16 protein-coding genes and 2 riboswitches are annotated in these 12,802 nt (G+C 55.8%); of the genes, 5 read left to right on the forward strand and 11 right to left on the reverse strand.

Annotated features, from left to right (window positions below; translation table 11 throughout):
• Both HY788_17100 and HY788_17105 read left to right on the forward strand, forming a co-directional pair.
• On the forward strand, positions 1-1,539 hold the full coding sequence (locus HY788_17100) for an Rne/Rng family ribonuclease (GenBank protein MBI4775862.1): 1,539 nt from the start codon (positions 1-3) through the stop codon (positions 1,537-1,539).
• A 127-nt stretch (positions 1,540-1,666) separates the two neighbouring features.
• A complete protein-coding gene (locus HY788_17105) occupies positions 1,667-2,050 on the forward strand; it encodes a hypothetical protein (GenBank protein MBI4775863.1) in 384 nt (127 codons plus the stop codon).
• 152 nt (positions 2,051-2,202) lie between these two features.
• Here the strand turns inward: HY788_17105 and thiE are convergent, their stop codons facing one another.
• The 5 genes from thiE to HY788_17130 all read right to left on the reverse strand — a co-directional run bounded on the left by thiE (position 2,203) and on the right by HY788_17130 (position 6,109).
• Entirely contained in the window at positions 2,203-2,853 is a 651-nt protein-coding gene (thiE, locus tag HY788_17110) for a thiamine phosphate synthase (GenBank protein ID MBI4775864.1), read from the reverse strand.
• Positions 2,850-3,056, reverse strand: a complete 207-nt coding sequence (gene thiS / locus HY788_17115; GenBank protein MBI4775865.1) for a sulfur carrier protein ThiS — start codon at positions 3,054-3,056, stop codon at positions 2,850-2,852. Before thiS ends, thiE begins: the two co-directional genes overlap by 4 nt.
• Positions 3,057-3,182: 126 nt before the next feature.
• Entirely contained in the window at positions 3,183-4,346 is a 1,164-nt protein-coding gene (thiH, locus tag HY788_17120; protein ID MBI4775866.1) for a 2-iminoacetate synthase ThiH, read from the reverse strand.
• A 2-nt stretch (positions 4,347-4,348) separates the two neighbouring features.
• Entirely contained in the window at positions 4,349-5,128 is a 780-nt protein-coding gene (locus tag HY788_17125) for a thiazole synthase (protein ID MBI4775867.1), read from the reverse strand.
• A gap of 222 nt (positions 5,129-5,350) precedes the next feature.
• The gene (locus tag HY788_17130) at positions 5,351-6,109 is read right to left on the reverse strand and encodes a HesA/MoeB/ThiF family protein (GenBank protein ID MBI4775868.1); all 759 of its coding nucleotides are present in this window, start codon (positions 6,107-6,109) and stop codon (positions 5,351-5,353) included.
• Positions 6,110-6,168: 59 nt separating this feature from the next.
• Positions 6,169-6,268: riboswitch (TPP riboswitch) on the reverse strand.
• A 125-nt stretch (positions 6,269-6,393) separates the two neighbouring features.
• Here HY788_17130 and HY788_17135 point away from each other — a divergent pair.
• Both HY788_17135 and HY788_17140 read left to right on the forward strand, forming a co-directional pair.
• The gene (locus HY788_17135; GenBank protein ID MBI4775869.1) at positions 6,394-7,068 is read left to right on the forward strand and encodes a hypothetical protein; all 675 of its coding nucleotides are present in this window, start codon (positions 6,394-6,396) and stop codon (positions 7,066-7,068) included.
• 288 nt (positions 7,069-7,356) lie between these two features.
• Positions 7,357-7,800, forward strand: a complete 444-nt coding sequence (locus HY788_17140; protein MBI4775870.1) for an Hsp20/alpha crystallin family protein — start codon at positions 7,357-7,359, stop codon at positions 7,798-7,800.
• A gap of 282 nt (positions 7,801-8,082) precedes the next feature.
• On the opposite strand, the gene HY788_17145 is transcribed toward HY788_17140, so the two are convergent.
• From HY788_17145 to HY788_17170, 6 genes are all read right to left on the reverse strand, one after another.
• A complete protein-coding gene (locus HY788_17145; protein MBI4775871.1) occupies positions 8,083-8,514 on the reverse strand; it encodes a type II toxin-antitoxin system HicB family antitoxin in 432 nt (143 codons plus the stop codon).
• Positions 8,514-8,693 (reverse strand): type II toxin-antitoxin system HicA family toxin, encoded by a 180-nt coding sequence (locus HY788_17150; GenBank protein MBI4775872.1) that lies wholly within the window; start codon positions 8,691-8,693, stop codon positions 8,514-8,516. The genes HY788_17145 and HY788_17150 overlap by 1 nt, the downstream gene beginning before the upstream one ends.
• A 137-nt stretch (positions 8,694-8,830) precedes the next feature.
• On the reverse strand, positions 8,831-9,538 hold the full coding sequence (locus tag HY788_17155; protein MBI4775873.1) for an energy transducer TonB: 708 nt from the start codon (positions 9,536-9,538) through the stop codon (positions 8,831-8,833).
• A gap of 2 nt (positions 9,539-9,540) precedes the next feature.
• Positions 9,541-9,939, reverse strand: a complete 399-nt coding sequence (locus HY788_17160) for a biopolymer transporter ExbD (GenBank protein MBI4775874.1) — start codon at positions 9,937-9,939, stop codon at positions 9,541-9,543.
• 12 nt (positions 9,940-9,951) lie between these two features.
• Complete coding sequence (locus HY788_17165) at positions 9,952-10,650, reverse strand: MotA/TolQ/ExbB proton channel family protein (GenBank protein ID MBI4775875.1); 699 nt, start codon at positions 10,648-10,650, stop codon at positions 9,952-9,954.
• Between the two features lie 207 nt (positions 10,651-10,857).
• Positions 10,858-10,989 (reverse strand): hypothetical protein, encoded by a 132-nt coding sequence (locus HY788_17170; GenBank protein ID MBI4775876.1) that lies wholly within the window; start codon positions 10,987-10,989, stop codon positions 10,858-10,860.
• Between the two features lie 172 nt (positions 10,990-11,161).
• A riboswitch (cobalamin riboswitch) is annotated at positions 11,162-11,343 on the reverse strand.
• 194 nt (positions 11,344-11,537) lie between these two features.
• On the opposite strand from HY788_17170, the gene thrC reads away from it, so the two are divergent.
• On the forward strand, positions 11,538-12,802 hold a 1,265-nt coding region (thrC, locus tag HY788_17175), incomplete at its 3' end, for a threonine synthase (protein MBI4775877.1).

Here is a 12,802-nt window from a genome sequence, read left to right on the forward strand (position 1 = left end):
ATGTCCACGGAACTGGTCATTAATTCAAGGCCGTACGAAACGCGAGTGGCCCTTGTGGAAAACGGTGTTGTTACCGAATATCAGGTCGAGCGGAGCAAAGAACAGGAGATCAGCGGAAACATCTATTATGGGCGGGTCATCCGGGTGCTCCCCGGCATGCAGGCGGCATTCGTGGACATCGGATTGCAGAAGGCGGCGTTTCTGTATGTCTCCGATGTGTATGACAATCTCAGAGAATTCGAGTTGATGATGCTCGCCGCCAGGGAGGAATCGGAGGACCAGGAAGACGAATCGAGCGAAGAGGAGCCATCAGAGGAACCGTTTCGCAGAGAACCCCGCTTCCAGATTCAAGATCTGCTCCACGAAGGCCAGGAAGTAATGGTCCAGGTGTCCAAAGAACCTCTGGGATCAAAAGGCGCTCGTGTGACCACTCATATCTCCTTGCCGGGCCGAAATCTCGTTCTGATGCCCATGATGGATCACGTAGGCGTTTCCCGGCGCATCGAGGACGAAACCGAGCGTAAACGGCTTCGCGACATGATCCTGGCCATAAGACCGGAAGCTACCGGTTTCATCCTTAGGACCGCCGCCGAAGGAGAGGACGAGGCCAAAATCATGGCGGAGATGGAATTCCTGCTGAAGCTCTGGGAGAGCATCCAGGAGAAAAAGAGAACGCCCAAAGTTCCCTTTCTGGTCCACAGGGACCTCAACATTGCGCTTCGTGCGGTTCGCGATCTGTTCACCAAAGAAGTGGACCGTCTGATCATAGACTCGTGGGAGGAGTACGAGGCCGTTCTTAATTTTATTCAAACGTTTATGCCGAGCCTGGCTCCGGCGGTGGAACTGTATACCGACCCGGAGCCCATTTTCGATCGTTACGGCATCGCGATGGAGATCTACCGGGCGCTTCGTAAGAAAGTATGGCTCAAGTCGGGTGGATACATCGTCATCGAGATGACGGAAGCCCTGGTCAGCATCGATGTGAACACCGGCCGCTACGTTGGGAAACGCAATCTCGAGGAAACGATCCTGAAAACCAATCTCGAGGCGGTCAAGGAAATCGCCTATCAACTACGCCTTCGAAATCTGGGGGGCCTGATCGTCATTGATTTCATCGACATGGAACGCGAAAGCGATCGGGAGAAGGTGTTCGCTTCTCTTAAGGAGGCCCTGCACAAAGACAAGAGCAAAACCCACGTCCTGAGAATGAGCGAATTGGGCCTCATCGAAATGACGCGCAAGCGCACTCGCGAAAACATCAACCGCTTTCTGTCGGAGCCTTGCTTTTATTGTGAAGGAGAGGGCCTGCTCAAATCGAAAAGAGCCATCTGCTACGAAATTTTTCGAAATATCGAGAGAGAGGCGCCGGAGATACAGGAAAACAACCTACACGTTCGTGTACACCCCGAAATCAGCAACATGCTTCTGGACGAAGAAAATCAGCACATCGAGTTTCTGGAACGGAAGATCAATAAGAGCATCGTGATCAAATCCTCGGAGATCTTACACCTGGAACAGTTTCAGATCAAAACTCACTGATGTTTGATGGTTCGGGACCCCTGCCCCCGAGACCCTCAGGAGAAAAGCGCCCCTTCGGCCGGCTCCGTGCCGTTCTCCTGGGTGGGTCGAATGGACCAAAACCGGGACCCGAACGAAGGCGCCGACCGTGGACGAAGAAACCAGACCTAAATACCGTAATCCAGGAGCGATCACTCTCGAGACGATCCCAAACGTGTTCTGCGAGGATGACCAGGAGCGGGCCCTTCTTCTCGACGCCAAGAAAGGCCTTACTAAAGAAGAAGCTGAAATCCTGGCGGTCATGAGACGCATTCGGTCCGAAGCCCTCCCGGTTAAGGAGCGCATCGCGACACTCCGGAAACGAATTGAAGAGGAAATGGAGCGACCCGCCGGCCGTAATGAAACACTGCGCCATCGTCTGAACTCGGAAGAAATTCGCCTCGAAGAACTTCGAAGAGAATGGGACCATTGGAAGGAAAAGCGTGACGCGGCGAGACACCGGCGGATGGTGCTTCTAGGACACGAGGAGTAGGGGCGAAAAATCGTTGGCCCCTACATCGGCATTCGCCGCCACGGTATTGGTGATCGAGGGAACCTCATGGGCATGATTCGTCGCCCTATGTATTCCTCCAACTCGACATAGAGACATGCGCGGGATCGATCGTCCCTGTTCACCGGCCCCGCTTAATCATAGGAGAGAATCACCCCGCGCAGGGCGCGCACCCTCTCCGCTATGTCTTCGGCACGGGTGACCCCCGTAACCATCGCAATGCGGCGTGCTCCAGCCTCGAGCACTTCCCGAATGTTGTCCAGGTTGATGCCTCCCATGGTGGTGAACGGTATGTGAAGATGAGGCGAGATCTCCCGGACGGCGTCGGGGCCTATAAACCGCGTGATCTTGTCTTTGGTCTTCGTGGGGAAAATGGGGCCGATATTTACATAGTCGGCTCCTTCTTCCTGCGCGCGTAAGGCTTCCTCGAGGTTATGGCTGGACGCACCAAGAATCAGTTCCGGTGCAATGCTCCGGGCTGCCGGAATGGGCAGGTCTTCCTGCCCGAGATGAACCCCGTCCGCATCCACCGCCAAGGCAACGTCCACGTGGTCGTTGATGATCAGAAGGACGTTGTGCTCGAGGGTTTTCTTACGGAATTCAACCGCCAATTCGTACAAGTCTTTCTTGTCCCAGTACTTCTCTCGAAGCTGTATCATTCGGGCGCCACCGGCGAGAACCCCGTCCAACACCTCAAGATCGGTTCGTCCGTCAGAGAGGTCCTGACAGGTTACCGGGTATAGGTCGACGTCGCGCAAAAGCGCTATACGATCTTCTCTGGTCATCCTCCCCCCACAAAGCGAATCAGTTCGACCTCATCGCCGTCCTCGAGAACCTCCCGGTCGAACGTGTCTCGATCCACAATTCGCCGGTTCCGTTCCACGACCACATTAGTCGCAGGCACCTTCAAAAATTCCAAAAGGCCCGAAACAGTGGTGTTCGGAGCAAGCGAACGGTCTTCGCCGTTCAGTCTGACGCAAATGGACATGCCGACCTCGTTTTTTACCGCGCCTCTCCGGCGAATGGCATGCCGGCTCGAGCCTGCAAATCGGTAGGCGCATTTTTGACGCCCGGAATCCAAGCAAGAACGGAATTCCCGGCGCAAGCGGCGTGGTTACCGTTCGACGGACGCTCGCCTCACGTCCAATGCCGATCCGGCCTCGCCGCCGGTCAAGAAAGCGGCATCCCAGTCTTTCCAGACCGGTTCATAGCCTCGAGAGGCGATCATATGAGCTACTTCCCCCGGACTGCGTTTATCACTCACCTCGAATTGCCCTTCCGCCTCGGGTTTGGAAGCGTATCCCCCGGGAGCCGTTTTGCTTCCGGCGCTCATCTGCGTTACCCCCAAGGGAACGAGATTATCCCGCAATTCACGGGATTCACGCGTTGAAAGAACCAGACCGGCGTCCGGGAGGAACAGCCGAAGCGCGCACATGAGCTGCACCATTTGGGGATCGCTGACGGGGAACTCGGGTTCGTACCCGCCCGCGGCGGGCCGGAGCCTCGGAAACGAGACCGAGATCTGGCTCTTCCAAAATCGCCGGGTCAAATAGGCGGCGTGGAAGGCCATGTAAGCCCCCTCGATTCGCCAGTCCGACAACCCCAAGAGAGCGCCGATGTTCAGCCGGCGGAATCCGGCTTCACCGCCGCGGTCCGTGGTATCGAGACGCCACTTGTAGTTCCGTTTCCGGCCGGCGGGATGGACCTCCGCATATCGCCCCTTATGATAGGTCTCCTGGTAAATGGTCAGTCCGTCGACGCCCGATGCGATGAGCGCTCTATACTCATCCGTATCCAGGGGATACACTTCAATGGAAATCGACGCGAACAGAGGACGAAGACGTTCAGCAACGGCGCACAGGTAGTCCACCGACGCGTGTCGGGGCGATTCGCCGCTGACCAACAGTACATGGCGGAAGCCTTCCCTGTGCAGTATTTCTCCTTCGCGAGCCGCTTCATCCAATGTGAGCGTCGCCCGTTCAATAGCGTTATGTCGATTGAATCCACAATATACGCAGGAATTGGTGCACTCGCTCGAGACATAGATGGGCGCATACATCTGGATGATACGTCCGAAACGCCGGACCGTGATGTTGTGCGCGATCTGAGCCATGGATTCCAGATAGGATTCCGCCGCAGGGGACAGGAGGCTCAATACGTCCCGAAAGGTTCTTCGTTCGGTTTGCAGTGAACGCTCGACATCCCGTGCCGTAACGCCCGCAATGGTGCTTCTTACATTTTCCCAATCCAGCTTCTCGATCTCTTCCGAAAACGACATGATCAGACACTCCTCAAAAATCCGGTCAGGGGCGAGCTGGCTTCAGCCTTCCACTGTTGTTTGCCCGCACCCGCCTGCCGGGCCAAGAAACCCGCCTCGACTCCCAGTTTGAACCCTTTCGCCATGGCTACCGGGTCTCCGGCCACAGCGATGGCCGTGTTCACCAACACGGCGTCCGCCCCCATTTCCATGGCTTCCGCCGCGTGGGACGGAGCGCCGAGTCCGGCGTCCACCACCACGGGAACCCGTGCTTGCTCGATAATAATCTGAATGGAGTCCTTCGTTCTAATTCCACGATTGGTCCCTATGGGGGCGCCCAAAGGCATAACCGTCGCCGTTCCCACATCCTCGAGTCGTTTGGCCAGAACGGGATCCGCATTGATGTATGGAAGCACCGTGAATCCCTCTTTTACAAGAATCTCGGCCGCTTTCAGGGTTTCGATGGGATCGGGCAGCAAATAGTTGGGATCCGGCGTCACCTCGAGCTTGATCCAAGGATCGCAGCCTGCGGCGCGGGCGATTCGAGCCAGGCGGACAGCCTCCTCCGCGTCCCGAGCGCCGCTGGTGTTCGGCAGCAGCAAGTACCGCTCGCGATCGATGGCGGACATGAGATCATCCGCAGGGTTGTCCAATTCCACCCTGCGCAGCGCTACTGTGACTATTTCGGCGCCCGATGCTTCTATGGCCTGAACCATAAGCTCCGTGGACGGGAACTTTCCCGTTCCCACCAACAGACGCGAACGGAAAGAACGACCCGCTATGACGAGAGGTGATAGATCAATCAAAACTGGACCCCCAAATTCTAATGTTGAAACGTTGAAAACCTACGAACCATGTTCGGGCCGCGCACGAAATATCCATTCCTCCGTCACGTCCGGACTCTCGCCGGACCTTGAATCAGGAACCCGAAACCATTCGGTTTTCCCTGAAGTTCCCGCGTCCCGAAATCGTCCTGTGCGAGAGCCGATCCCACACGATAGAGACTCCGGATCACCCTCCAGGGCTTAAGCCTCCGTCTTCGATTTGCGGCAAACCGGACAGTTGCCTTTCGGCAGGGGCACGGTCCGGAACGATGAATCCAGCGCGTTGTAAGTCAGCAGCCTCCCCACCAGGAGTTCCCCGAATTCCGCCAGATATTTGATGGCTTCCGAGGCCTGAACGCATCCCAAGACTCCCGCCACCGTGCCCAGGATACCGATTTCCGAAGGCATTGGGGCCTTTTCCGTGTTCTCGACGCCTCCAAACACGCAGCGGAAACAGGGCCCTTTCCCCGGTATTACGGTCATCGCCTGGCCAACCAGGCCCATGGCGCCCGCATGGGAGTAAGGAACGTTCTCCTGTACACAAGCGTCGTTTACGGCGAACTTGGACGCGAAATTGTCGGTGGCCTCGATGACGAAGTCGTAATCGCGCACGATGCTGCGTCCGTTTTCCGCGGAGAACCGGACTTGATGGGTTACAATACGCACGTTCGGATTCAAGGCGGCTATTTTTCCCGATGCCGAGCGGATCTTGAGTTGCTGCAGGTCCGATGTGAAATGGAGAATTTGGCGTTGCAGATTGGACAGTTCTACGAAGTCGTTGTCGAGAATCCCCAAAGTCCCGACGCCTGCACAGGCCAGGTAAGCCAATGCGGGACTACCGAGTCCTCCGGCTCCAATAACCAGAACTCGGCCTTGGAAAAGCTTTTTCTGCCCGGCAACTCCAATTTCCGGGACCCGAATATTGCGTTGGTAACGCGCTTCCTCCGATTCGCTTAACAAAAACAAAAAAACCGCTCCTCTCTTTTTCCGTATAGAGGACGGCTTTGCCTGATCGAAACGGTATCTGTTCTCCGTTTCCCTGCGCCGGTATTACCCGTATCAGGTTCAAAGGGTATGATCTCAGCCCTAGGCCCAAGCCTAGCACCCCCAACGGTGTATTATACATTACAGCCTCCGCTGGTTTGTTGTCAATCCTTATGATAAAGAATAAAAAAGACGGAAGGGGCGCCCCGACGTTGCGCGGACCGACCACCGTTACCGATATCACTCAACGGAGCAGAGACATGCCCTGGAACGAGATCCTGGAAAGCCTGAACGTCTTCACTTTCTGGCAAACCTACGCAGCCTTGTCCGCCTATCTCACCCTGATCCTGCTGCCGCATGTTTTCGAAGAGATGGTTCCGGAAGAACACGCTCGAGCCCATTTCATGGTAGTTATCATCAAGCACGCCTTTCAGGCATACGGAACGTTGTTTCTGGTGTTGAGCATGGCGCCGATCCTTCTCGGCATATCCGCGGAGGACGGATGGGATTTTGCCGCATTTTCCGCCCGCGACCCCTCTTATCTCGTGAGATTCGTACTGACCCAGAGTGCGCTCCTTTTCGGCTCGATTATTCTGGCGGTACTTCCTGTTGTGCGACACATGCATTCCCTCCACGTGGCCGTGTTGTCCTGCCTGGGACTGATTCTCGTGTTGCCGGTCCTCGATGCCTACTATCCGGGTCTTGGGATCCACCGGCTGTCACTCCTGCCTGAACCGGTCTATCTGGCGGGTTTTGTGCTCTTCGCCGCCGTAATGGTCTGGGTCGGTGCGATGACGAGCAGACGGTTGCTCGAAGCCCGGGACGCCGAATTAACGGCCGTCAGCGTTTCGACAATTTTCGGACTGGCGCCCTTTGTTACTTACGGCCTCTGGCTTGGAATTCAATTGGACTCCCTCCTGTTCCCGGTGAAGTGACGCCGTTTCACTGCCCGGACGAGCGCGATTCTCCGGGTGCTCTTTCTCGACGCGATCGAGCCTGCATCGCTCTTACACGTTCTCCCGCGCTTTTTACGCCGGATGACCCATCCGGTGCGAGCCGTGCATCCTATTCCGGCCGTCCAAAACCCTGCACAATCCGGAAGTCTCATCATTTCTGATATAGGAATCATTGAACGTGAGAAAGAGGATGCTTATTTTTTAAGTAAACAGCGAATTCCGGCTAGTGCCGAATAAGGGCGATCTCAGACGAAAGGAGGTACACATATGAATCTTCCATTGGTTCGAAAGAAACGGAGACCTTTATGGATGACCCCGGGCGGCGAAGGTTGGGGAGATGCTTTTTTTGACCGATTGTGGACTGAATGGCCGCGGTTTGAAGGCGAGGAGTGGGTGCCTGCTCTGGATTTCTTCGAGAAGGACAACAAGTACTATCTTACGGCCGAGATGCCGGGTATCAACAAGGACGACTTAAACATCACCGTTGACAACGGGATGGTAACCATCAGCGGCAAAAAAGAGGCGCGCAAAGAAGAAGAAGGCGCCAACTTCTACCTCAAGGAATCGGTGTACGGCTCGTTCTCCAGAAGCCTGCGTTTGCCCGGAGAAGTGGACGAAGCCAAGGTGGAAGCCACCTTCAAGGACGGAGTGCTAACCCTGGTAATGCCGCACAAGAAGGAAGCAAAAGCCAAGAAAATCGAAGTCAAATAAGAGCGCCCCTGAAAAGGGCGTGAGCACGTTTCAATGAGCCGGGAAGGGAAAAGACGGGAGGTGGGAGCCTAATTGGATGTGTCGAATGGAATACAATCTGAGTGTTTAATAAAAGAGGCGACGAAAGTCGCCTTTAACTTTTGCACACGATTTGGGGACATCCGTGAAATATTGAAAGTTGAAAGGTTTTGCCCCACTCGGAGGTCATAAACGGAATCCCTTTCATGCCCTCCGTCATTTTCTCTCCTATCGGATACGATTTCCTTTCATCATCCCCCCGCTTCAGGCGGCTTCCCGGATATCGATCACCAGTTTTTTCTTCAAGGCGCGAAGCGCGGCTTCCAGTTGGTTCAGCCGGGAATGGTGATCGAGGTCAAGAATCCGGCGCACCTGTCGAGCATCACAGTTGAGTCTGCGAGCAAGCTCCACCTGCGTGACGCCCTGATCTCTCATGCTTTGATAAATGGTCAGCTTCATGACGGCCATCGGAGGAAGCTCCACCATCGGTTGCCCTTTCCTGGGTGCGGACGGTTTGGGTATATCCTCGTTGTCGTCCACATAGGCGGACAGAGCGACACACAAAGCGTCTTCCATCCAATCAAGCGCTTCCGATTCAGTTTGCCCGGCGGATAAGGCCTCCGGAACATCGGGGCACGTAGCGATCACGGTGTTGTTATCATCCGGCTCGAATTCAACCGGGTAGCCTGTAAACATTAAAGTATCTCCTTCTCGTCCAGGCCGAGTTGCCTGCAAATACGCTTTATTAGCACATTGCCCAGATCATTGCCGTGACATGGCAGCGTGGTCCTTTTATTGTTGTATCGCAACAAGCAATGCCCCCCCTTTCCACGGGACGCGTCGACCAAAACCCCGGCTGCCTTTAATCTTCGCACAACTTGCTTCAGCTTCATACATATCAATTATAGGACATTTGTGTCCTTACAGCAAGAAGAAGCGCCAAAGTCAAAGGATTTCTACCTGGAAGGTAAAAGAGGGGATACTTAGCCGACGGAATCCGTACGACCGTATGTTAAGATCTCTCCTCCAGCCGGAACACAATTACGATCTCGAGATCCACGTATTCTTTTCGCACGGATTCCGGAAAGCGGGGATACGGCGCCGAAACCTCGACGCTTCGTAGGGCTTCACCGTCCAGCATGGGGTGCCCCGAAGACCTGGACACCTTCGGGCCGCTCTGAATGGCGCCGTTCTCGTGCAGCCGGAATTGCACCGTCACGGCTCCTTCTTCGGAACGGCTTCTCGAAAGCCTCGGGTATCTTTTGTTGGCGCGGATTTGGGCCTGGACAGCCGAAAGATACCGGGACATGGCGTCCGCCGTGGCGTTGAGCGTTCTATCGGTCGGCACGGCCGCGGGCGACGGTGCGCTCGGGCGTTGGATGGCGGCCTCTTGAATGACCACACGCCGGGGCGTCGGAGTTACCGGCTTCCGATCCGAAACCACGGATGGTTTCGGCATAGGAACCGGGAGTTGCGCCATGGCCTGCCGCGGCTCGAGAGGGTCCTCCGGCGGAGTCGGATGGACCGGGAGAGACTCCGGTTGAGGCAGGGTCTCAACCACGGTCGATTCAGGGACCTGAAAGTTCTTCAAATCCACGCTGAACGTCTGGTCGGGCTCCTGGATGTTGGTGCTGCGGCCGGCAAAAGCCAACAGCAGGCCGGCATGAACGGCCAGCGCCAGGGCCAGGTAGAGCCAGAATTTGGATTCTCGGTGTTCCACGTTCAGGGAAGATAGCGATGGGAAAGATTGATGTGTTCAGCACCCGACTTCTTGGATAACGACATGATCCGGATCACCATCTCGTAAGGAACGCTTTTGTCCCCTTTGAAGATGACGTCCCGGCCTCCGGTCTGCTGCATCAGGGCGCTCAACCGCTGCGGAAACTCCTCGAAGCTCAGCTCGTCCGCGTTCAGAAACAGTTTCAGGTTGCGGTCCAGGACAATGGTAATGGGTTTCTGTTCCGAATGCGCGCGGCTCTCCGCCTCCGGCAGATCGAGCTTGATGGCCGGATTCTGAAACGATGAACTGAGGAGAAAAAAGATCAGCAACAGAAAGACAATATCCACCAATGGCGCTATGGACATCGGAGAACGTACCTTGCGGGCCCGCCGAAATTCCATAAGCCGTACCCCTTATGCGCACTCGACTTCCACGGGAATGGTTTCGGATCCCGCGGACTTGAAGCCGACGTGTTCATTCAAATAAGCGATCAGGTAGTGCATGTTGGCCTGGGTATGGTCGATCCTGGATTGGAACAGGTGGAAAGCGGCCATGGCCGGAATAGCGATGGTCAGGCCGACGGCCGTGGTGAGCAGCGCTTCCCAGATGCCTCCCGCCAGTGCTTCGATGTTGATCTGGCCTCCCAACCCCTGGATGCGTTGAAACGCCTGGATCATCCCTGTAACCGTTCCCAGAAGCCCCAGTAAGGGAGTAATTTCAGCGACGAGGGACAATCCTCGAAGCCGTCGCTCCAGCACGGCAATCTGCTGGCTTCCTTCCCGAAACAGAATCTCGTCCCGTTCATGTTTCGGCATGTTCGTTGCTTCGATGTAGGTGCGGCAGACACAAGCCAACGGTCCTTTGGTATTCTTGCACAGGGAAAGCACTTCCTGGAGTCTCGATTTCTGGAGCAGGGGTACGATTCGCAGCAGAAAGTCCTTGCCCGGACCTTCATTCCTCAGGAAACACACGGCCCGTTCCACCACAATCGCTAAAGCGATGACCGAGCAGAGCAGCAGAGGCCAGATGAAAAAGCCTCCCTTCCCAATCAAAAACGGCATTTCAGTTTCCCATTCCTTCCCGGCGGCGTTGATTCCTTGCAGGATCGGCATCGAATGACGCTGCCCTCCCGCTTCTTTAAAAGCCGGTAAAATTTAGGCGTATGAGCGTAAAATGTCAAGATTGAACTCCCAGTTACCTCCTTGCAGGTCGGGGAGACTCTGGTTCCGGTACGATGGTCTGTAATAACCGTCGGACGGTGCACCTTGCCACTCCAGAGGGAACCGTACGCGATTCGAGATCAAAGCCCGGCCAGTGCTTCAGCCATGCCGGCGGTTCATGCCTTGTTGGCGGGCCGCCGCCATGAGGCCCAGGGCCAGAGTCGTTTTCCCGACGCCGCTGTGGGTCCCTGCGATGACGCATGCCCGAGGTATGGTCGCCCTGTCGTTCATTAGACGTGCCGAATCTCCCCGCCCGCTCTGCTGCCCGGAAATGGTGCGCCACGTGCGCAATGGCATCTCGAAGACGACGAGCCAAAAGCAAAAAATCCCCGCGCCTTATCGGCTGAGGGATTGCACCCGGTTTACTTGATCCCCGTCTTGCAGTTTACCGTGTTCTTTCGACGCGGTAAGACGTCTCGCAGGCAGGTCTTCCGGCTCCCGGATCGTCCGAATACGCCCGCCTTCCCACCCATGTGCGCATGAGCAGTGGCTTGGAAACGCCGTCCCCGGTTACAGCGGCGGGACCGCCCCCGAGTCTCACGGGGTTCCCTATTAAGTCTTCACACCTGCGACCATAAAAAGAGTAGGGCATATCCGGCTCATCTGTCAAGGAAAAGGTCCAAGACGAGCCGCACCTTGCTTGACAATGTCAGCGTCATGATCTTAAATGATTGTTTCCCTTATAGAGACACGGCTTCTCACGCCGAATGCTCGGAGTAAGCTCCGTTGGTGAAACCTCCGGCCGGGTCGAGACCGAATATCGAGAAAGATGGTCGCACATGAAACGGATTTACTACTACAGCACCAACAACAAGAACGAGCATGCCACGTTCGAACAGGCCTTTATGAGGGGACTGGCCTCCAATTACGGTCTCTATATGCTCGCGCGATCGGATATACCCCGATTAGACGGGTCATGTATCGCGTCCATGCCAGACAAAACCTACGCCGCCATTGCCTACGATGTGCTATTACCCTATCTCTGTTCCGAAATGCCCGCGGAAGATTTGAAAGCCTTACTGGAAGACGCCTATGACGAGCAGGTGATTCCCACACGGGTCGAATGGGTAACCGGTAAGACGTACATCATGTGGCTGACCCGGGGACCCACGTATTCGTTCAAGGATTATGCAGCCCGCTTTTTTGGAAGGACCCTCAATTATTTCCTTGGGCGCAGCGGACAAAAGCGGGTAGTGGCCGTGGCTACCAGCGGGGATACCGGCGGCGCCGTTGCGGACGCGCTTTACGGTCTCGAGAATGTGGACACCTTCGTATTCTATCCCAAGGCTTCCATCAGCGAGCGGCAGCGACGGCAAATGACCACCCTCAAGAAAAACGTGTACGCCGTGGAGGTGAACGGCGACTTCGACGTTTGCCAGGCGATTGCAAAACGACTTCTAGGGGATAGGCCGTTTGCTGAACGACTGTTTGGCGATCCCGAGCGGTTCACTTCAGCCAACAGCATCAGCCTGGGTCGCCTGTTACCTCAGGCCGTATACCCTTTCTTCGCCTATTCCCGCACAGCGACCTATGATGAGCCCATGATGGCAAGCGTACCTTCCGGCAACTTTGGTGACATGATGGGTACGGTCATCGCCCGTGAAATGGGACTGCCCGTGAGCAAAATCGTTTGCGGCGTCAACGAAAACACCGAATTTCCCGATTTCCTGGAAACCGGGGTCTATCGGGTTCGGCCGTCGGTCGAGTCGCCGTCCTCCGCAATGATCGTCGCCAATCCGAGCAATTTAGCTCGACTGATTGATTTATACGGCGGGCACATTTACGACGTACGCGATCCGGCCACGGGCAAAGTGACCCAGGAAGGGCGGATCGACCGCATGCCGGACCTGGAAATGCTCCGCGGAGACATCGTATCCATCAGCGTCAACAACCCGACCCATTATGAAACCATGAAGGCCGTCCACGAAACCTACGGAGTGCTCTTGGATCCTCACGGCGCCGTGGGCTGGAGATCCCTTGAAACCTATCTGCAAGGCAAACATGATGCTTTGTCCGTGGTCTACGAGACCGCCGATCCGGGAAA

Source organism: Deltaproteobacteria bacterium (genome assembly GCA_016208165.1).
GTDB lineage: Bacteria > Desulfobacterota > Desulfarculia > JACQYL01 > JACQYL01 > JACQYL01.